Below are 20,504 nucleotides of genomic sequence, written 5' to 3'. Positions count from 1 at the left end.
CAAGAACCTTGCCGACGGCGACCCACGAACGACCATGCACGGCCCCGGCGACACCCGCTTTTTCGACTGGTTCGCCCCGCTGTACGACCTCGTGATGCCGGCCGCCGACGCGGAACCCCTCGATGTGGCACTCGATAGCGCGTCTCGCCCGGTCGAGCGCGTCGTCGATATCGGCGGTGGGTCGGGGCGCGCGACCCTCGCTCTCGACGTACCGGAGCGAATCGTCTTCGACCTGTCCGAAGGGATGCTCGCTCGGGCACGGGGGCGTGGTCTCGACTGCGTCCGTGGCGACGCTCGTTCGCTTCCCTTCGCCGACGACTCAGTGGACGCGGTGACTGTCGTGGACGCGTTTCACCACATGCCGGGCCAGCAGACGGTGGTCGAGGAAGTCTATCGCGTCCTCGCGCCCGGCGGGGTGTTCGCAGTTCGGGAATTCAATCCCGAGACGATTCGCGGTCGTGGCCTCGTCCTCGCAGAGCGGGCTCTCGGATTCGGGTCGTCGTTTGCCATTCCGCGCGAACTCGCCGACCGACTCGACGGTGCAGGGTTCGAAGCGACTGTGCTCGACACAGGTTTCGAGTACACGGTCGTCGGGAAAAAGCGGGAGAGCCATTAGGGGTGCCACGTATCGTCGCGTATGGCAACCTCGACGTCCTTCCTTGAGGAGCGACTCGATGCCGGGGCGTTACCACTCGCCGTGGGCGACGTCCTCGCCATCTTCCTCCTCGTGACCGTCGGCGTGGTTCAGCACAACGGTACGTCGTACCTCTCGACCGACCCAGTCGGCTGGGTGCTCACCGCCGTTCCGTTCATCATCGCGTGGGCACTCATCGCCCCGATTTTGGGTGCGTACTCGCCGGGTGCCGCCGAGTCGGCGAAGTCGGCCGTCCCGCTTGCGATTCGGTCGTGGATTATCGCCGCCGTCCTCGGCGCAGTGATTCGATGGACACCCCTCTTCGAAGGCGGCGCGGACCCGATTTTCATCGGTGTCATGCTCGTCTTCGGGACGGTCGCCATCAGTCTCTGGCGCACCATCTACTTCCGCATCGTCTGAAAGCACTCGTCCGAACACTCGCCTTCTCGGCCCCCCGCCTCATGCGGGTGTGGCCCGCTTCCGCAACAACGTCACACCGAGGAGCGACGCGGCCGCCGCGAACCCGGCGAGGACGAAAAAGAGCGTCGTCGAGTTCGCAACGTCGAGGACGTACCCGGCGATTGCACCACCGAGTGCGCCCACGCCGAACACGCCGAGGTACGTAAAGCCGTACGAGAGACCGCGGAGGCCCGCGGGCGTGTACTCGGCGACCGTCGCCTGATAGAACGGCTGAACCATGAACAGGAAGAATCCAAGGAGCGCACAGATTGCGAGCAGCGGGACGACGCCGAGGCTCGCGACAGGCAGGAAGGCGACGGCGACGACTGCGAGCGCGGCGAACCCGACGACTAACCCGCGCTCGGTGGGGATGCGGTCGGTGAGCTTACCGCCGACGTACTGGCCGACGACGCCGATGGTGAGAAGTCCGGCGTACACGTACAGTTCCAGTTCGAGTGTGGGCGCACCGGCGGCCGACCCGGGGACGAGTACGGCGGGGAGGAGTGCAGAGAGCGGAACCGGGTCGATGCCGAGGACGCTGTCGATGAGGTCCGGGAGGAACGTCGTCACGCCGCGGTAGTACAGTCCGGAGAACATCACCACCGCGAAGACGAGCGCGAACCCGCTCGCGAAGAGGGCTTTCGACTCGGAGAGGAACTCGCCGAGTGACGAGACGCCGGTCGAAGACTTGTCGGCCGAGGTTCCGCCCCCGCCGTCAGCAGCCGTGACAGCCGCCTGTTCTTCGAAGTCGGCGCGGGTCGCGAACACGGCCGCGACGAGCGCCGGTATCGCGAGGACGCCCGCGACGAGTTGCCAGTCGAAAAACAGCAACAAAAGCGCCGTCAGAAACGGCCCGAAGCCGATTCCGATGTTGCCGGCGATACCGTGATAGGCGAAGCCAGTGCCGCGCTCTTCGACGCCGGTACTGATGAGTCGGAGACCAGCGGGGTGGTAGACGCTCGCCGCGGCACCCCAGAGGACCAACGCGAGCGCGACGACGACGAGGTTCGGGGCTGCCGCGAGGAGGACGAACGACGCCGACATGCCGGCGAGACACGCGACGATGAGGCGTTTCGAGCCCACGCGGTCGACGAGGACGCCGCCGGGGAGCGCGCCGAGACCGAACAGGGCGAAGCCGAGACCGACCATCACACCGAGCGACGCGGTCGTGACCGGAACGGCGGCAAGACCGAGTTCGACGGTGGTGTACTCGCTGAGCCAGATGGAGACGAAGATGGGAATCGACAGTTCGTAGGTGTGGACCATCCCGTGAGCGAGCATCACCAGTGCGACGATTGCGCGGTCGTTGCGATTCACACGCTCTCGCACGGGTCCGACACGGATAATCATGTGGAGTTGCGGCAGTTCGCGCGACACCTGCGACTTGGGGTGCGTGTGAGAACGTCACAGAACCATCAATTGGGTGTTCGAGGAGCGTTCACGACCGGGCTATATCAGAAACTGATATTCTCAGCAGTAATCTACCTCGACGTTGTCTGGCGATTATTTTCTCATAAGTTATGAGGATGTGATATAGAAGTCATGAGGAGAATATCAATCATCTATGGGAAAGAATTATACCACTTACGTCCGTATACTAGTGTATATTATGACCGGATATTACGACTACATTCTTGGGCTCATCCCACTCGCGCTCGTTGGAATCACCGGCTCCCTCGTCGTGGTTGGCTTACAGCTGACCGCGGCGGTTCCGATGGCCGCTGGTGTCGCAGCGTTGCTGACTGGCCACGCCCTCTTCGTGAATGGTCCGTCCGCGCCCACCCCAGTCCGACGACACACCGACCACGCAAGCCACGCCGCTCGCGCGAGTCGCGCAGAATCCGGTCCCGCTGTTCTCGACGCAGACTAATTTCACACGCCGTGCTGACCGACCACCGGGTCGGCCCGCAGGGTTTTGGCCGCAGGCCACGTCTCGCCGAACATGACAGAGACATTGTTCCTCACGAGCGACGACGTGAACGGTCTGGCGACGCCTGCCGAATACGTCGACGCCGTCCGCGACGGGTATCGACAACGCGGTGAGGGCGCTCCCGCCGAACCGCGAACGAAGCTTCTCAACCGCGACCCGCCGGGGATGTTCACCACCTACGCAGCGGTCCTTCCCGAGACGGGTGCGATGGGTGGCTACATGTACTCCGCCGGATTCGGCGCGGAAGACGCGTGGTTCATGACGCCGCTTTTCGACGCCGACTCCGGCGAACCGCTCGCTCTCCTCGACGGCGCGAGCATGAACCCGTTCAAGACCGGCGCAGCGGGCGGAGTCGCGGTCGATGCGCTCGCCCGCGATGACGCCACTTCGGTCGCACTCATCGGAAGCGGCGCGCAGGCCCGCGGCCAGTTACGGGCAGTCGCCGCAGTTCGTGACCTCGACTCCGTGTGGGTGTACTCGCCCACCAAAGAGAGTCGTGAGTCGTTCGCCGGAGAGCTGGACCGCCGACTCGACGCCAGCGTCGCCGCCGTCGCCTCCAGCGCCGCCGCAGTCGAGGGCGCGGATATCGTCATCACCGCGACCACCGCGAGCGACCCGGTCTTCGATGGCGACGTGCTCGAACCCGGGACGCACGTCACCGCGATGGGACAGTACCACCCGGACAAGCGCGAACTCGACGCGACGACCATCGAGCGCGCGACCTACGTCCCCGACCTGCGCGAGCGAGCGACGATGGACGCCGGGTCGTTCCTCGCCGCACTGGACGCAGGCGTCGTGGACGAAGACCACATCCACGCCGAACTGGGCGAGGTCGTCGCCGGCCGGGCCACGGGCCGAACCGACGACGACGAGATTACCGTCTTCGACAGCGGCGGCACGGGAATCGAGACGGTCGCTGCCGCGTACCTGTTGTACGAGAAAGCCGCCGAGGAAGGACTCGGAACGACAATCGAGTTCTCACCCGCGAGTGAATCGCTCACCGGACACTGAGTGAGTCGCCACTGGGTGCGACGAATCGTCGCCGTCTCGCAGCCAAAAGAGGTGGGTGGTGCTACAGTTGCGCGAGAACGGCTAGGAAGACGATACTCAAGCAGGAGAGCCCACCCATGGCCAGACCGAACCGAACCCATCTCACTGGCTCCTCATCGTAGACCGATGGGTCGCTTTTTCCGCCGAGTTCGGCGCTGTACGCCGCAGTTTGTACGTGCGACTCCGCACCGAACACGAGGGCAGTACAGAGTACTCCGACGCCGAGTGCGACAAGCAGAAACAATTCGACCGGCAGGACTCCCAAACCATTGAGAGCGAAGCCGACGGCTACGAGCAACGATGGAGCGAGAACCCCGTCTCTGAGGATGGCTTTTCGCCTCATCAGCGTCTCCCAGCAGTGCATGCTTTTTCAGTATGTTTGACCACTTTCGTTGTCATATACGGGCCAGATTTGAACTGATTGACAATAATCCCTGTGGCTTTTTGACAGATTCAAAAAATAGTACCTACTGACGAGGTACCGATGCTATACCGGTCGTCGCGTAGTTCGTTGGGGCCGCCAGCGAGGACTCAGTAAACTGCCTCACACTGATGCTCTCGCGATGCGCTCGACAGCAGCGACGACAGCAGGAAGGAGCGACAGCGACCCGGTTGCGACCACGGTGGGGACGAGAACGCCCACCCAAAACGTCTCGAAGTGGACCTGTGCGGCCGCACCGAGGAGGGAGGTTCCGCCGACCACGAGACTGTAGTATGCGGACCGAACGGGGAGCGTAGAGAGGTGCCCGGGCCGCGGCCACGACCCAGTCGGGACGTACTCGCCTCTGAAGGTACCGACCGCCAGCGAACTCACTCCGAGGGCCGTCAGCCCCGATAGCGAGACTGCCTCGTGCGGCGTCGCGGCCAAGAGCATCCAGAGTGTCGGGATGACCAGCACCGACACTTCCCAGGCGGCGAAAAACACCTGGTCGAGCCACCTATCGACTCGCTTTATGGTCTTCGGTATCGCACCCCAAGCCACGCTAGGACTTAGGCTTCAAGGGCTAAACGGTTACTCAAGCGAAGGTGAACGCGAGCGCAGACTACTGCAGCCGATACCGGAGAATCGCGGCGATGCCGCCGAGGTTCTTCAGTTGCTCGCCGGGTTGGAACTCGGCGGAAAAGACCGTCACCTCGCCGCCTTTCTGCTCGACGGAGTCGATGATGTCGTTCACGTCGATGTCCCAGTCGCCTTCGCCCTGTCGTTCGGCACGGAGGCGCGAGTCGAGAAGCAACAGGTGTTCGATAGCTCCGTAGTCGGAGGCTTCGGCAACCTGTTCGACCCCGTAGGCGGCTTTCGCGCCCGTCGAGATGTTCTCCATCAACTGGTCGATGAGGTTCGCCTCTTCGGCGATTCGCGTCTGCTTTTGTACGTCGTCGACCGCGCCGCGTTTGAGTACCTCGTGGACGCCGCGGTCGCCGACACCAGCGGTGTCGACAGTGGTGACGATGGTTTCGGCGACTTCGGGATGGTTGTCCTCGAAGTAGTCCATCGCGTCGTTCTTCGTAAAGCCCGGCCCCGCGAGGATGATGGCGTCCACGTCGAGATGTGAGAGTGCAGAGCCGAGTTCGTCGAACAACTCGGAGCGGGGGCGGGCGTATTCGCCCTTGCCGGTCGGTTTGGTGAGCGACGCGTACTCCTCGGTCCCGTACTGGGCGACGGTGTGGATGTAGGCCGCGCCTTCCTCGACCGTCGCGATGGCCACGTCAGGGTTCTCGGCGGCTTCTTCGGCCGTCTCGATGCGGTCTATCTGGTCGGCCTTGAAGTGCTTCTCGATGGTTATCTCGGCGCGTTCTTCGACGTTGAGCGTGTGGTGGTGGCCGAGTTGGTCCTCGCGGGAACACGAGGTGATGACGCCGCCGACGCGAAGTCGATTGGCGAAGCGCGCGAACTCGATGTCCTCGACTTCGATAGTGACGTGGAGGTGCTCGCGCTCGCCGCCGGTGTCACGCATCTGGTCGTCGTCGCGCTGGATGCGGCGGGTCGTATCGCCGGAGACCAAATCGCCCGGTTCGAGGACGTACGAGAGGTGCCAGAGGTCGTCGACGTTCTCGGGGACGAGCGTGATTCGCTCGCGCCCCTCTTCGCCCCGACCGCGGCTCGAAATGCGCATATACGTCGCGTCGTCGCGGAACGGAAAAGAGTCCTGCTATCGCGGGTTACCAGTTAGACTGCATTCCGACACCGTCCGCGAAGCCGCGTGCCCAGAGGTAGTACGTCGTGACCTGTGCGTAGAACAGGATGAGTAAGCCGACGAGGATGATAGCGAGAACGCTTCCAACCGTCCCGAGCACGACGGCGACGACGATTGCGAGGACCCACGCGATGGCGTACTCACTGGTGAGCGCGCCTTTGAGAATCGTCCGAACGTCGAACCCGGCACGGAGACTACCGTTGATAGCGAAGTTCGCCCCTGCCGCGGGGACGAGGTAGCTGACGAGGAGTGAGAGTCCGGTGACGAGGAGCATGCCGACCAACCCGATGATTCCGAGGCCGAGGCTTCCCGCCGTGCTCGGTGCCGCGCCGGGGGCCGACGCCGCCTCCGAGACGACGGCCGACCCGACTCCCACGATGGCGAAGAAGGCGACCGAGGGGACGATAGCGAGGAGCGACCAGACGAACGTCACGACGAACAGTTTCAAGCCATCCACGAACATCCCTCCCCAGTCAGTGAACGAGGGTGCCGACACGTCTCCGCGAGTGGCGGCCTGCATGGTTCTCACGTAGTACCCCTGTAGGAGGATACCGGGGAGGATGAGAACCGAGAGGAGTGAGAGGATTGCACCGATAATTGTCGTCGCAAACCAGTCGTCGCTTCGCTTGAGAAACCTCAATGCGTCGGAGAGCATGACGTCGTGGGGTCGTGTCCCTACCGGCTTAGATATTCCGTCGCAAAAGAAGGTCAGGTCGGCAGCTCAGACGGCCGGTTGCTCGCCCGGCGTCTCGCCTTCGTCCATCATCTCGACGTCGTGGAGTTCGCCCCACGTCGTGCCGATGATGTAGTAGGCGGCCACTGCGGCGTAGAACGTCACGAACGGGCCGAGCAGGAAGCTGGCCAACTGTCCCAAAAGCGGGATGACGTTCAGCACGCTGAGGGCCAAGGACGCCGCGAACAGGACGGCGAAGGCCATGAGCCACGCCGTCGCGTACTTTCCGGACATCAGGATTGGCCGGAGCGTCCCGAAGTCGAACGCCGCACCGATGCGGTCGGTCTCGGCGTAGTTCGATAGCGCCGCTGGGATGATGTACGCGGCGAGCAGGCCGAGAACGAACGCGAGCAGGAGGCCGACGAGGGCGACGATGCCCCCGAAGATGCCTGCCGTCTGCGAGCCGTTACCGGCGACTGCGCCCATGAATCCTGCGAAGCCGAAGACACCGGCGATGATGGCAGGAATCAGCCCGTAGACGAGTGCGATAGCGAACCCTTTCAGGCCGTCTATCGTCATGTCACCCCACTCGTCGAATACGGGTGGTTCTTCGTCGCCGTGCATCGTCGCACGAATAACCCGTAGCAGGTATCCGATGACGACGAACGTCGGGACGATGAGGAAACTCAACAGGCCGAGGACTCCGCCGATGAGGACTGTTCTGACCCAGCCGTCATCGTTACGCGGATAATTGATGGATTCTGATAACATCGGTAATCACCAAGCGCCGCCACCCACCCACGAGTCTGATATCGACTGTCTGAGCCAGTCTCTCGCGACTGCGCTGGCGTTGCCAGTCTGTACCGACTGCTCTGCATTGGGCTATTGCATGCGCTCGGGGGAACGTTACGACGAGAAAGTATATAATCTTGTACCAGATTCCGAGAGATAATTGTCAATTACGCCTGAACGACGGCGTCGCTCCGCTGTCTGCGGCCGTCTCAGTCGTCGACGATGTCGCTTCCGCCCGGCGGGAGGAACTCTTGGATGAGGTCGGGGGATGCGACTTTCCGGACGAACGACGTGTCGGCGAAGCGTTCGCGCAGTCGCCGGTAGCACAGTTTTGCGGCGTCGTTTTGGGCGTACTGCCCCGGTTTGAGTCTGAGCATCGTCTCGGCGCGCGTCTCGATGGCCGACGGCGGCCCGCCCACGACTCGCGTCTCCGGTTCGCACTGGATGCCGACGGCGACTTCGGCCGCAACGTCGTTGTAGTAGGTTCGGTCGCCGCGGATGACGAAGCTCCCTTTTTCGATGTACTCACCCGACTCGGGTGTCTTCGACACCTGCGACGGTTCGACCATGTACGCGTCGTCGGCGAAGCGACCGTCTTTCCAAATAGAGGAGTACGAGACGGCGAACTGCGCGGCCTCGTGCAGCGACGACTCGGGGAAGTCGACTTCCTTCGCGGGTTCACTGGGTCCGGTCGCCTTCAACAGCGTGACTGGCCCCCCACGCGCCTGCGTGTGGAAGAACCGGTCGTGCTTGTCCATGTACTTCTTGACGAGCGCCTCGTTTTGGTCGGCGTTGCGGCCGCCGACGACGAGGTAGCCGTCCGAAGTGTGGAACCACCGGAACTGCTCGTACCAGTAGTCGGTCGATTTGACGGGGACCGACTGCAGCGAGAGCCAGTCTGTCTCTTCTTGTTCCTCCTCGTCTTCCGCGTCGTCTTCGTCGTCGTCGGCCTCCCACTCGTCGCGGCGTCGTTTTACTTCCTCCAGTTCTTCGCGGGTGTCTTCGATGGCAGCGAGCGCACCCTCTTTTTTCTCTTGGATGCGTTTGGCCTCGGTGTAGAGGCGGTCGGCGTTCTTCTCGACGCCCATCGACACGTCGAGGGTGATGGTGGAGTCGTCGAGTTCGATGGTGACAGTTCCCTCCGCGCCGTCGACGTTTGTCACCGCCTCGGCGGCCGGGATGCCCTGTTCGGCACCGGCGTCGAGTTTCTCGGCGATGTCGTCCCACGGGACGCCCTCCTCGCGCGCGTCTCGAACCGTCGAAAGCACGTCGTCGACGAGGTCGTAGTTGGCGTAGAGCAGTTCCGCGCGCTCGCGCTCGGCGGCCGCACGCTCGTCGAAGCCCTCGATAGCACCTTCCTGCTGCTCGATGATGCGCTCTTGTTTGGCGATTTGCGCCTCGAAGTCGGGGCGGTTCGACCCGACGTCCTGTTGCTCGTCGGCGGTGAGGTCGAGACGGAAGAAGTACTCGTCGAGCGCCTCGTTGAACGAGTCGTAGGCTTCCTCGTCGAGGCCGTCGTTCTGGTGTTCGCGAAGCGGGAAGGGCGTCACGTCCACGACGTTTTCGTCGTCGTCGAGGTAGAGACGCGGGTCGAACTCACCGGCACGAACTTGCTCGCGGAGGTCTACGATGGCGTCGAAGACGGCGTCGTAGTCCTCTTCGGTCGCGTCCGAGATGTCGAGCGTCTTGTCGACGCCCGCGCGGGTACACAGCTCTTCGGCGTACAGGCCGCCGAGGTTGAGTTGCGTGGCGAGCGTCCGAACGATGTCGGTGTCGGACTCGTCCATGTTTCGGCCGAGCGCGTCGCGACTGACCGAAAGCGGGTCCAGTCGGGAGGCAGGATACTCGTACTGCGAACCGGGGGCGACCGTCCGCGACTTGAGACGAACGGTCTCCAGACTGCGGACGACTTCGCCCGTCTCGTCGAGGACGGAGATGTTCCCCTGCCCGAACAGTTCGACGACGATTTTGGTGTTCTCGTCGCCGCGTTCGAACGTGAACGTGAGGATGCGGTCGAAGTCGTACTGCTCGACGCCCGCGAAGTCGGCCCCGCTGAGGCGGTTCCGCAGCATCATCGCGAAGTTCGGCGGTCGACCGGGCGCGTCGGGGACGTGCTCCTGTGCGGCGAGGTGGGCGCGCTTGATGTCGCCCACTTCGACGAGGAGTTCGAGTCGCCCGCGGTCGAAATCCCGCATCTTGAGGCGAAGCAGGTCGTCCCCGTAGAGGTATGCCTTGTCGACTTTCGCTCCCTCGTACCGGTTCAGTTCGGTGACGAGGGCCGCGAGGTCGACGCTCGTGAGTTCCCGCTTCGGGTCCATGGACTCGCCTTTTCGCGGCGAGGGAAAAGGGATGTCGTTTCGGCAGGTGCACGAAAGGGGGAAAGCACTTGTAGACCAACCGAAACGTTTCGGGTGATGACCCTCCGCCGAATCTTTCTCGCCCTCCTCGTCGTCAGCGCCGTCCTTCCGGCGGTTGTTGGGCCGACAACCGCCAGTCGACCGCCTGTCCCGGTCTGCGGCGTCTGTAGCGGTCCATTCGAGAACGTCGCCGCAGATGCCGGTGTCGACCTCACTATCGAATCGAGCGACCTACACATTCGAGTCGACGAATCCGGAACCGGCCACTGGACGGCCCGGATGAGGATAAACGACGACGCCGCAGCGACATTCCGAGACGACCCAGTTCTTCTCGATACCGTCGTCCGGCAAGTGTACGAGGGTGACGGCTATTTCGTCGCTGAGCCTCACGACCTCACGGCGCGGATGGACGGAGACACCGCCGTCGTCACCTTCGACGTTCCTGACATGGCACACCGCAGTGTCGGCAACACGCTTCTCGTCGATTATTTCAACGCCGAGGGACACACGCGGTGGGTCAGCCTCGACACCGACCGACTCACCGTCAGTGGGCCAGCGGGAACCGTCTTAGTCAACGACCCACCGGAAGCGAGTACAGAGGATGGAAACGCGACGTGGAGCACAGAAAACGGGGACTACCAGTCTATCGACCGAGAGACGTATCTCGCCTTCGGCCCCGACAGGGGAGTTTCGTCTCTGGCCGCCGCACAGGTCAGTATCGCCGCAGATTCGGCTCCGTACCTCCTCTCCGACTTGTTGTACAGTGCCTTCGTCCCGACGCTTCTGATGCTGTTCGGCGTTCTCGCGGTCCAACGATACACGCGCCGATACGACGCGACTGTCGATTCCTGCCGGACGCTTGCTAGCATCGTCGCCGGACTCGGTGTCGCGTGGATGTCCGGCCTCGTCGCCCTCGGGATGTTTAGTGGAGGACTTAGCGCGATTTCGTGGACCCTCGGTCTCCAATTCGTCGCGTTCGGTGTCGTCGCTCTGCAACGCCCAGAGGCGTTCACGTTCCGGCGTCTCGTCGCCGCGACCGTCGGCCCGCCAGTCGTCGTTGCGGCGGCCGTCTCGATGGCGGCTCCCGTCTCCGAACTTTGGTCCGTTCCGAGCGGTATTTCGTTCGGAGTGACGGTTGCACTGTTCCTTCCCTTTGGGTACGCTGCACGGCGAGGTATGGGGACGCGTCTCTTTACCCTTGCAATCGTCGCCGCACCGACCGTATTCGTTATTCCGGCGCTCCCTATCGGTGGGTTCGGGCCGGTCTTCATGATGGTGCTTCTCGTCGGGTGGACACTTCTCACGCTCGCCGTGGGGACGCTCGTCTACCGCTTGGGGTGGGCACTGGGAGGCGGTGGAGAGCCCGAATCCTCCGCAACGGTCAGGTAGTCGCCCGAAGAATCACCGAGTATGACCGAAACGGAAGTCCGCGTCGCGACCACCGCCGACGAGCTCGAAGACGCGTTCTCGGTCCGAAAGACCGTCTTCGTCGACGAACAGGGAGTCGACGAGTCGCTGGAGTGGGACGAGTACGACGAGTCAGATTCGGACGCCGTCCACTTCGTCGGCTACCGAGACGGCGAGCCAGTCGGTGCGGCGCGCCTCCGAGAAGCAGAAGCAGGTGTCGGGAAGGTCGAACGCGTCGCCGTTCTCGAATCGGCTCGTGGCGAAGGCTGGGGACGCCGGTTGATGGAGGCACTCGAAATCGAAGCCGAAAATCAGGGGTTCGACAAACTCGTCCTCCACGGCCAGACTTCCGCGGAAGGGTTCTACCACGGACTCGACTACGAAACCACCAGTGACGTGTTCGACGAGGCTGGAATCCCGCACGTGAAGATGGCGAAGGAACTCTGAGCGACGTTCTCTCTCCGACTTATGACAATAAACCTATATTAGTGAAAAATTAGTTTTGATAATTGGGCAGCTACCTATATACTGTCGGTCACACGTGACTGAACCATGCTCAGCGCGCTTTCGTCACTCGTTGTGGGGGCAGTTTCGAGTTCTGAACCGCAAGAACGCGGTAACGGCTCGGCGTCAGACGGTAGAAATACCGTTCTAGACGCATTACCAATGCCGATATTCGTTCTCGATGGTGATGGAGTCGTCACCGAATGGAACGAGACGGCGGCCGCGGTACTCCAGATACCAAGAGAAGAGGTCGTCGGAATCTCCGAATCTGAGGCGGCTGAATTCGTCTCGTACGAGGACGAGGGGGCCGCCAAAACGCTCGCAGGGAAAGTACTTGAGACTCCGAGGAGTGTCGACGAGGAATACGACGTGGTTCGCAAGGAAACGCCCGCAGGAATCGTCTACATCGACGAGCGGACGATGGAAAACGGGGCCGGAGAGACCGTCCACACCTCGTTCAAGGCGATTCCAATCTTCGACGACGACGGAGACCTCGATGCAGTCATCGAAATAGTCCAAGACAAGAGTGAGCAGGTTCGACGACGGGAAGCACTCCAAGACCTCGTTTCAGAAGTGACGGAGACGCTCGTCGCACTCGGTGATGGAAATCTGAGCGCGCGGGTCGATTACGACCTCGACGCAGCACGGCACGTCGACGACGAACTCCTGCGTATCCTCGACGAAGTCAACCAGATGGCAGACCGGTTCGAAGGTCTCGTCGGCGACGTGGAGGTCCACGCCTCCGAACTCACGTCGAACGTCTCCAGCGCCGAGTCCGCTGCCAGAGAGATTGCATCGCAGGCCGACGAACAGCGGACTGAAGTCTCCTCTGTGCGCGACGAGATGGAGTCGTTCAGCGCGACGATGGAAGAAGTCGCCGCGAGTTCGACCGAGGTCGCACAGGCATCCTCGCGCGCCCGCAACAACATCGAATCGTCGCTCGAATCGACCAAGGAGACCCAGCAGGTCACCGACGAAGTGAAACGTCGGAGCGACAACCTCGTCGACACCGTCGCGGACCTCGAAGACGAGATGGCCGAAATCGAGGAAGTCGCGGCTGTCATCTCCGACATCGCCGACCGAACCAACATCCTCGCGCTCAACGCCAACATCGAGGCCGCCCGCGCGGGCGAAGCGGGCGAAGGCTTCGCCGTCGTCGCTGGCGAGGTGAAATCGCTCGCCGACGAGACGCAGTCGCACACCGAGCGCATCGCCGACCGTATCACCGCCATCCAAGAGCGCGCGACGAAGACGGTCGACCTGGTCGAAGAGACCCACGAAGACGTGCTCGAAGCCGACGAAGCGATGTCTGAGACGGTCGATTCGCTGAGCGACGCGACCGAAGACGTTGCGGAGGCGACCGACGGCATCACCGAACTCTCGCGGGCCGCCGACGACCAAGCCGACGCCGTCGAGACCGTCACGGCGACTCTCGAAGACGTCAACAGCGGTGCACAGGAGATAACGGATATCTCGGAGGACATCGTCGAGGTGACCGACGAACAGCGTGCGGCCGCCGACGCCCTCGCCCAGAACCTCGACCAGTTCGACGCCCAGTAAGCCGGCAAGTTCGGTGTCGGCGCGGAGTGAGCCAGTCAGTCGTTCGAGGGCGACGACGCCGACTGGGACTCCATCGGTTCCGTCTTCGGCCCTTCACCCCGAATTTTGAATCCCGACGCCTCTTCGCGAGCGAGCAGTTCCCGCTGCGGGTACGGAATCTTGATACCCTCGTGGTCGAACGCGCTCTTGATATTTCTGAGCACCTCGGCCTTGGCGCGCATCCGGCGCGGTGCCGAGGGGTTCGTAATCCAAAAGAGAACCTGGAGTCCGATAGACGAGTCGCCGAACGTCGTCGGCATCACTTGCGGTTCCGGAACCGACTCGACGAACTGGAGGTCCGTGAGCGCGTCTTTCGCGACTTCCTCGGCGTGTTTGATGTCGGCTTCGTAGTCGATACCGACGTTCAGCCTGAGACGAAGCCGGTTTCGCTTCGTTCGGTTGGTAATCTTCGCGTTCGTCACGCGGTCGTTCGGGAAGACGACCGTCTCGCCGTCGGCGTTGCTCAGACGCGTGTTGATGATGGTGATGTCAGTGACGATACCCTCGGCGTCGTCGATTTCTACCCAGTCGCCGAGTTCGAACGGGCGCGAGAACATGAGGACGAACCCCGCGATGAGCGAGCCGAGCGTCTGACGGGCGGCCATACCGACGACGATGCCGAGGAACCCGGCACCGACGAGGAGGCCGCCGATTTCGAACTGCCAAACCGTCAGGGTCGCCATCCCGACTGCGAGGAGGACCACGACCTGCAACACGCGGAAGACGATGCCCTGCTGGTGGGCGTTGATGTGGTCGACCGAGTTCGCGTATGATTCGAGTCTGTCTTCGAGGACGTTCGTGCCGACGAACGCACCGGCGAGGAGGAGGACTGTCGTCACGAGTTTGGCGACGTTCGGAAGTGCCGCTGCGATGATATCCGCGACGGTGATTGCTGCGGCGTCGTAGCCCCAAAGCAGCAACAGCGAGAGTCCGACGCCGAGGAAGATTGTGAGTTGGAGCGTCCTGACGAGTACCGTCGCCGGGAACATCCACGCCACGTCGTGGACCGCATCGGGGACTCTCGGATGTTCGAGCACCCGTTTGTGGAGCTCCGTGGCCGCCCGCGAGACGACTCGCGGGGCGAGATACAGCGCCAGCCCCAGCGCCAGCGTCACTATCGCCGCGGAGATGCCGATTCGTTCTTCGGTCGAGACGAACTGCGCCAGCGTGGACCGAAGGTTCTCGACCCATGACACGATTCCCCCGCCCGTCCCCAGCGGCTCAGCCATACTACCGTGTACTTGGGCGAGAAAATGAAAAGCGTGGCGGAGGAGAATCAGTGGTGAGAACGAGGGGAGCCCTGACGCCTCGCGGTTGTGGCGTGAGTTGCAACTGCTGAAATTGAACTTGGAAAAAACCGCCAGCCGTTACAACCGCTTCGACACTCTACAGCCGCTGCGGCACTCTACAACCGCTTCGACACGTATGGTCCGTCTTGATAGTACCCAAGCTTCTGCTTGTAGTACTGTCGCACTCCGATACCGGAGATAACCGAAATCTTGTCGAAGCCAGCGTCGCGGGCGAGTTCCTCGGCGTGGGCGAGCAGTTCGCGGCCGTAGCCTTTGTGCTGCCAGTCGCCCTCGCCGCCGATGCCGACCTCGGAGCCGTAGACGTGGAGTTCGCGGACGAGCGCCGAGTTCTGGAGTTCGCGCCGTACCGGGTTGCCGGGGAACCGAAGCCGACAGAAGCCGATGAGGAGGTCCTCGACGGGGTCTTCGAACGAGATGAAGTGTTCTGTCCCGCCCGCAACCTCGTAGGTCATCACGTCGAGTTCGACGCGCTCTGGGTCGGGGTCGGCCTCGTTCATCCCGACTTCGCGGGCGCGGATGTCGCGCGTGATGATGCCTTTCTCTTCGGCGCGCTGGGCGGCGAGTTGCCGGAGGTTAGACTTCCAGACACCGGCGTCGATGAAGTCCGCGGGGATGTCGCGCTGGACGCGCTGGAGCCGGGTGTACTTCGGAATCATGCCCATGACCTCGGAGACGACTTCCGCGGCCTCCTCGTTCGTGAGCGGTTCGTACTCGTCGCGCCGCCACATGTCGTAGGTGATGGTGTCGCGGACGACGAGTGTCGGGTAAATCTTGAGGTAGTCCGGCCGCCAGTCCGAGTTCTCGAACAGTTGGCGGAAGTCCTCGATACACATCTCCTTCGTCATCCCCGGCTGGCCGGGCATCATGTGGAAGCCGACCTTGAACGCCGAGTCGCGCAGGCGACGATTGGCGTCGATAGACGCTTGGACGCCGTGGCCGCGGTGCATCTCGCGGTTGATTCGCTCGTAGGTGGTCTGGACGCCGACTTCGACCTTCGTCGCACCCAAATCGAGCATCCGGTCGATTTGCTCGGGGTCACACCAGTCGGGCTTCGTCTCGAAGGTCGTCCCGATGTTACGAATGTCGGCCGTCTCGTTTTCGGCGATGACGTCCTCAACGTACTTGAACTCGACATCCTCCGGGTCGGGTGCGAACGACTGGTCCTCGGCGGGTTCCGGCTCTTTGTCGAGGTCGTAGTCGTTCATGGCTTCGAGCGCGCGCTTGACGAACCACTCCTGATAGTCGTGGCTCCGGGCGGTCATCGTCCCACCCATGAGGATGAGTTCGACCTTGTCCACCGGGTGGCCGATGTGTCGAAGCTGTTCGAGACGGAGCGTGACCTGCCCGTAGGGGTCGTAGTCGTTCTGGACGCCGCGGGCGGCCGCGGGCTCGTGGCCCGTGTACGACTGCGACGACGAGAACTCGCTGGCCGGGCCGCCGGGACAGTAGAGACACTTCCCGTGCGGGCACATGTGCGGCGAGGTCATGATTGCGACCGGCGAGACGCCCGAGGCGGTCCGAACGGGCTTTCGACGGACAACTTCTTTGACCTCTTCGCGGCGGTCCTTGGGGGCGTATTGCAGAATCTCGGCGTTCTTCGGCACCTTCGGTGAGGAGTGTTCCGAGCAGGCGTCGAGCTTGGCCGATTCGAGGTCGTCGCGGTCGATTTCGCCCGCGAGGATGCGCTCGACGAGCGCCTCGCAGGTCCGCTCGAACGCCTCGGACTCGGTTTCGGTCTCGGCGCTCACGGACACACCTCCCGGGTGGCGACGTGGTGACGGCTCATGGGCGCGAATCGGGTCGTTTCGTGGATAAGCGTGTCGCTCGGGAGCGTCGAAGTCGCGGTCCTCCGTCGAGAACGAACGAGGAGGAGTCTGGATTGGCGCTTAGAACTGGTCGGCAGCGGCTTCGAGGACGGCTTCGAGCGCCTCGTCGCGCGCGCCGGTCAGGAACTCGATGCGGCCTTCGCGGATGCCCGCGGCGGCGAGACCCGCGGCGGGAGCCTTCTCGGCGGCCGCCTCGACGACGGCGCGGAGGTCGAGGTGACCCGTGCTGCGAACGTAGAGTTCGTCGGTGCCGAGAACGACCGTCACGAACTTGTCACCCTCGCGGTTGCGGCGGTGGAGTTCGTCGGCGAGGAGGCTCGTCGGCGGGAAGTCGAATCGGTGGCTGTAGGCGTCGGCGTCGAGGACGGCGGCGGAGATGTCCTCCACGTCGCGGAATTCGATGTTCGCCTGCGCCGTCTCGACTTCGTCTTCGAGCTTGATTCGGAACTGCTCGGAGACGTGGCCGGCGAGACCCTCGTCGGCGTCGAACAGCAGGTCGGCGATGAGTTCGCGCTTGTCCTGGTACGACTGGTAGTACGCTTCGAGGGCGACTGCTTCGCGGAGTTCGCGGACGCGGTCGGCGTCGAAGCCGTGGTCGGCGGCGAGGTCGAGATACTGCTCGGGGCAGTGCTCCCAGTAGCTCACTGCGGGGAGGTGCGACACGTCGTCGCGAACGTCTTCGTTGACGGCGACGGAGAGCGTCGAGGCGAGCGCGCCGACCGAGAGGTCGTTCGCGTCGGAGCCTTCGCGGGCGGGGTTGACGAGCACGTCAACTTCGCCTGCGACTTCCTCGTCTGCGGGCGCGGCGTCGACGACGACGCGCTCGGCACCGTAGACGCCGAGGAGACCGAGTCCGTCGAGGGACTCGCTCGTCGAACCCGCGCCGAGAAGGAGCACGAGCGGGAGCTTCTCGTCGTGACGGTCGCGGTCTTCGAGCATGCGCGAGACGTCGTTCGTCGCGGCGTCCATGCCGTAGACGGCCTCTTCGAGCGGACGGCGAGTGAAGTAGTGGTACTCGGCGTCGTCACGCGGGTGCTCCGAGCGAATGAGGGGGAGCACGGCGCGCTCGACGGCGGCACCGGCGACGTAGCCGTCTGCGGTGGCCGTGTGACGAACGACGATTGGGCGCGATTCGAGGACGGCGCGGCGAATCGCTTCGGCGGCGTCGAGCAGCGACTTGCCGACGGCGGCGACCGGTTCGTGGGAGGCGAGCGGTGCGACGGCGTCCGGGCGCGCCTCGTCGGAGAGGGCGTCAGCCAGACGCTGCTGTACCGTCTCGGCCTCGTTTGCGTCGAAGACGTGGAGGTCTTCGGTCTCGATTTGGAGTTCGCCGCGGCGGCGTTCGACCTCGCCGTCGATGCGGACGAAGTCGCCCACGTCGACTTCGGGGTAGGCGCGGACGCCCGCTTCGACGAAGGCGGCGCAGTCGGCGACAGCCGTCTCGTCGCGGAGTTCGAAGACGGTCGGGCCGCCGGTCTGGCGGACGCTGACGATTTCGCCTTCGACGCGGACGTCTTCGCCGACGTGGTCGTCGATGTCTTCGAGGACAGTGCGCTCGCGTTCCGCTTCGGCTTCGTCGGCTGCTTCGGGTTCGGCCTCGACGACTTCCGTGGCTGCTTCCTGCTCGGCCGTCTCGGTTGCTGCGACGGTGCCGACCACGTCAGCAGCGGTAGGCGTACTGTCTTCGTCGACCGGTTCGGTGGCCGATTCACCGGTGGCCGTTTCGTCGGTTGCTGCTTCGACCTCGGTCGTTTCGGAGGTCTCGGCCTCGGCAGCGTCGGAAACGTCGGCTTCGGATGCCTCAGATTCGGCTTCCGTCTTGCTTTCGGTGGTCGCGCCGGCGGGCCGCGTCCGGTTGCCCGACTGCGGGCGCTTCTTGATGGGCTTCGGGCCGCTGTCGTCGCGCTCGCTTTCGACGGGCTGGCCGTCGGCGTCGCCGTCGGGGTCGTGGATGCGAGCGCCGCGGAACTCAGACTCGGTCTCGCGAATCGACCACGCGAGGTCGACGTTACCGTTGTCGCGGACGTTCTTCACCTGAACGAACACGTCGTCGCCGGGCTCCCAATCGAGCGTTTCGAGGCGGCGGTCGAGTTCGCTACGGTGCAGTAAACCAGTGACATTGGCTGCGAGGTCGACGAAGACACCGAAGTCGGCGTAGCCGTCGACGGTGCCTTTGTAAAATCGGCCGGGGACGAGCTGGTGGGGGCTATTGCCCCGGAACTCGAACCAGACGTCCTCCTCGTGCGTAATCCAATCCATTGCGTTGAGCAAACAACCCCTTACTAAAACGATTGTCGAAAAACGCTCGGGAGATACATACGCGCGTATCCGGGTCGTTCGACGAGCGAACCGAGACGTTCAGAGGACCAAAACGCCGTTGAGAAGGGCCGAGAGCGCCCGGAAGCCACCGAACGCGTATCCGAACACTACGCCGGACGGGACGGCAGTCGCGACGAGCGCCTTCGAAAGTGACGTTTGGTGTACCACACTGATACCAATCGCGAGAAGCCCCGCACCGTAGAGTGCGCACACCGTCTGCACGGCCGGAACTGGAATGCCCGCCAGCGCGCAGGGTGCGGCGGCGTAGGCGATGACCTGCACCGTCTCGCTCACACCTGCGCGGCGAGAGAGAAGCGGGATGAGAAGCGCCGTCTGAATCGCCGCGGTGAGGTGGAGAAGCAGCGGCGCGACGAAGAGCGCGACGACGAGGAGTGCGACGATAGCCGAGACGGCGGCCCCACCCTCGATGGCGGGAATCGTCGACGGGGTGAGCACGAACTGCAGTCCCTGATAGACGAGCGCGACGGCAATCGCAAAGACCAGTCCCGGTGCTTGGTCACCGGGCGCGACACCGTCTTGGAAGAACTTCCGGGGGCGGGCGAGCACGGCGACCCACGCGTTGAGGAGACCGACGACACCTCGTTCACGTCCCTCGGCGGGGACTTCGACCCAAGTAGTCACACTAGCCTCTAGTTCCGCCGGAGCGTATGACAGTTCCGGCACCGCGCCTCGTAGGACTCCTCGGCACCGACGAGGATAGTCGGGTCGTCTACGTGGGCGGGTTCGCCGTCGATAAGTCGCTGGTTGCGCGTCGCGGGCTCACCGCAGACGGTGCAGATTGCCTGTAGCTTGTCGACGTACTCCGCGAGTGCCATCAGTTGCGGCAGCGGTTCGAACGGTTCGCCCCGGAACGTCTGGTCTGTGCCCGAAACGAGAACGCGCTTGCCGTCCGCGGCCAACTGCTCGCAGACACCCACCAACTCGGTCGAAAAGAAGTTCGCCTCGTCGATGGCGACGACGTCTTCGCCGTTCAGTTGCTCGTGAATCTTCCAGACACCGTCGCCCTCCGACGGGACGACGCTCGCGTCCCACGACCGACCGACGTGTGACCCGACGGTTGTCTCCCCGTATCGGTCGTCGAGTTCGGGCTTGAACACGGCGACCTCCTGTCCGGCGATTTCCGCGCGACGGAGTCGCCGGAGCAACTCCTCCGTCTTCCCCGAAAACATCGACCCCGAGATGACTTCGATCCACCCGCTTTGCGTGATGGCGTGCATACTACGACAGGGAGACGAGGAGGGTCAAAACGATTGTTCATCTGCCGCGACCGTCTCCGCGGTACGAACAGCTTAAATCACAGACAGTGTCTTGCTGGCGTCGTTCGTCCGGCGCCGAAGTTTGCAGATACCTACTCGAACGTTACCTGGGGATTTGTGAAATTCTTCCAGTACATAACAATCTGGTGACACGGTCACAGGAAACACGGTC

General features: G+C 63.3%; 19 protein-coding genes. 7 read left to right on the top strand and 12 right to left on the bottom strand.

Going from position 1 to position 20,504, the window contains the following annotated elements; translation table 11 throughout:
* The first annotated feature begins 34 nt into the window (after window positions 1-34).
* Together KU306_RS14250 and KU306_RS14245 are read left to right on the top strand one after the other, a co-directional pair.
* Window positions 35-616, top strand: a complete 582-nt coding sequence (locus KU306_RS14250; protein WP_258302332.1) for a class I SAM-dependent methyltransferase — start codon at window positions 35-37, stop codon at window positions 614-616.
* A gap of 21 nt (window positions 617-637) precedes the next feature.
* Window positions 638-1,054, top strand: coding sequence for a DUF3054 domain-containing protein (locus KU306_RS14245; RefSeq protein WP_074794841.1), 417 nt, complete (start codon window positions 638-640; stop codon window positions 1,052-1,054).
* Between the two features lie 39 nt (window positions 1,055-1,093).
* On the opposite strand, the gene KU306_RS14240 is transcribed toward KU306_RS14245, so the two are convergent.
* Window positions 1,094-2,437 carry an MFS transporter gene (locus tag KU306_RS14240; RefSeq protein WP_425499546.1) on the bottom strand — a complete coding sequence of 448 codons (1,344 nt, stop codon included), beginning with the start codon at window positions 2,435-2,437 and terminating at the stop codon, window positions 1,094-1,096.
* Window positions 2,438-2,702: 265 nt separating this feature from the next.
* On the opposite strand from KU306_RS14240, the gene KU306_RS14235 reads away from it, so the two are divergent.
* Both KU306_RS14235 and KU306_RS14230 read left to right on the top strand, forming a co-directional pair.
* Window positions 2,703-2,963: a DUF8015 family protein gene (locus tag KU306_RS14235; RefSeq protein WP_049918814.1), complete on the top strand. Its 261-nt coding sequence runs from the start codon at window positions 2,703-2,705 to the stop codon at window positions 2,961-2,963.
* A gap of 72 nt (window positions 2,964-3,035) precedes the next feature.
* Window positions 3,036-4,034: an ornithine cyclodeaminase family protein gene (locus KU306_RS14230; RefSeq protein ID WP_258302331.1), complete on the top strand. Its 999-nt coding sequence runs from the start codon at window positions 3,036-3,038 to the stop codon at window positions 4,032-4,034.
* Window positions 4,035-4,095: 61 nt separating this feature from the next.
* On the opposite strand, the gene KU306_RS14225 is transcribed toward KU306_RS14230, so the two are convergent.
* The 6 genes from KU306_RS14225 to rqcH all read right to left on the bottom strand — a co-directional run bounded on the left by KU306_RS14225 (window position 4,096) and on the right by rqcH (window position 10,051).
* Entirely contained in the window at window positions 4,096-4,416 is a 321-nt protein-coding gene (locus tag KU306_RS14225) for a hypothetical protein (RefSeq protein WP_244509668.1), read from the bottom strand.
* A 201-nt stretch (window positions 4,417-4,617) separates the two neighbouring features.
* The gene (locus tag KU306_RS14220; RefSeq protein ID WP_007543706.1) at window positions 4,618-4,998 is read right to left on the bottom strand and encodes a DUF8215 family protein; all 381 of its coding nucleotides are present in this window, start codon (window positions 4,996-4,998) and stop codon (window positions 4,618-4,620) included.
* Between the two features lie 118 nt (window positions 4,999-5,116).
* Window positions 5,117-6,187: an mRNA surveillance protein pelota gene (locus tag KU306_RS14215; protein WP_007543707.1), complete on the bottom strand. Its 1,071-nt coding sequence runs from the start codon at window positions 6,185-6,187 to the stop codon at window positions 5,117-5,119.
* A 46-nt stretch (window positions 6,188-6,233) separates the two neighbouring features.
* On the bottom strand, window positions 6,234-6,923 hold the full coding sequence (locus tag KU306_RS14210) for a DUF4013 domain-containing protein (RefSeq protein WP_258302330.1): 690 nt from the start codon (window positions 6,921-6,923) through the stop codon (window positions 6,234-6,236).
* Window positions 6,924-6,989: 66 nt separating this feature from the next.
* Complete coding sequence (locus tag KU306_RS14205) at window positions 6,990-7,712, bottom strand: DUF4013 domain-containing protein (RefSeq protein WP_258302329.1); 723 nt, start codon at window positions 7,710-7,712, stop codon at window positions 6,990-6,992.
* 230 nt (window positions 7,713-7,942) lie between these two features.
* A complete protein-coding gene (gene rqcH, locus KU306_RS14200; RefSeq protein WP_007543711.1) occupies window positions 7,943-10,051 on the bottom strand; it encodes a ribosome rescue protein RqcH in 2,109 nt (702 codons plus the stop codon).
* A 96-nt stretch (window positions 10,052-10,147) separates the two neighbouring features.
* Here rqcH and KU306_RS14195 point away from each other — a divergent pair, with 96 nt between their 5' ends.
* From KU306_RS14195 to KU306_RS14185, 3 genes are all read left to right on the top strand, one after another.
* A complete protein-coding gene (locus tag KU306_RS14195) occupies window positions 10,148-11,479 on the top strand; it encodes a hypothetical protein (protein WP_258302328.1) in 1,332 nt (443 codons plus the stop codon).
* A 21-nt stretch (window positions 11,480-11,500) separates the two neighbouring features.
* A complete protein-coding gene (locus KU306_RS14190) occupies window positions 11,501-11,944 on the top strand; it encodes a GNAT family N-acetyltransferase (protein ID WP_258302327.1) in 444 nt (147 codons plus the stop codon).
* 219 nt (window positions 11,945-12,163) lie between these two features.
* The gene (locus KU306_RS14185; RefSeq protein WP_007543714.1) at window positions 12,164-13,561 is read left to right on the top strand and encodes a methyl-accepting chemotaxis protein; all 1,398 of its coding nucleotides are present in this window, start codon (window positions 12,164-12,166) and stop codon (window positions 13,559-13,561) included.
* Between the two features lie 35 nt (window positions 13,562-13,596).
* Here the strand turns inward: KU306_RS14185 and KU306_RS14180 are convergent, their stop codons facing one another.
* The 5 genes from KU306_RS14180 to KU306_RS14160 form a co-directional block, all read right to left on the bottom strand.
* On the bottom strand, window positions 13,597-14,829 hold the full coding sequence (locus KU306_RS14180) for a mechanosensitive ion channel family protein (protein WP_007543715.1): 1,233 nt from the start codon (window positions 14,827-14,829) through the stop codon (window positions 13,597-13,599).
* Between the two features lie 176 nt (window positions 14,830-15,005).
* Window positions 15,006-16,664, bottom strand: coding sequence for a tRNA uridine(34) 5-carboxymethylaminomethyl modification radical SAM/GNAT enzyme Elp3 (locus tag KU306_RS14175; RefSeq protein ID WP_258302326.1), 1,659 nt, complete (start codon window positions 16,662-16,664; stop codon window positions 15,006-15,008).
* Window positions 16,665-16,796: 132 nt separating this feature from the next.
* On the bottom strand, window positions 16,797-18,995 hold the full coding sequence (locus tag KU306_RS14170) for a DHH family phosphoesterase (protein ID WP_258302325.1): 2,199 nt from the start codon (window positions 18,993-18,995) through the stop codon (window positions 16,797-16,799).
* Window positions 18,996-19,094: 99 nt separating this feature from the next.
* The gene (locus KU306_RS14165; RefSeq protein ID WP_193788128.1) at window positions 19,095-19,622 is read right to left on the bottom strand and encodes a YIP1 family protein; all 528 of its coding nucleotides are present in this window, start codon (window positions 19,620-19,622) and stop codon (window positions 19,095-19,097) included.
* A gap of 83 nt (window positions 19,623-19,705) precedes the next feature.
* Complete coding sequence (locus tag KU306_RS14160) at window positions 19,706-20,293, bottom strand: thymidine kinase (protein ID WP_007543719.1); 588 nt, start codon at window positions 20,291-20,293, stop codon at window positions 19,706-19,708.
* Between the last annotated feature and the right edge of the window lie 211 nt (window positions 20,294-20,504).

The sequence above is a fragment of the Haloferax larsenii genome (assembly GCF_024730625.1).
In the GTDB taxonomy this organism is placed as follows: domain Archaea; phylum Halobacteriota; class Halobacteria; order Halobacteriales; family Haloferacaceae; genus Haloferax; species Haloferax larsenii.
Note: the sequence above shows the minus strand (reverse complement) of the source record. Positions and strands in the feature narration are given on the sequence as shown.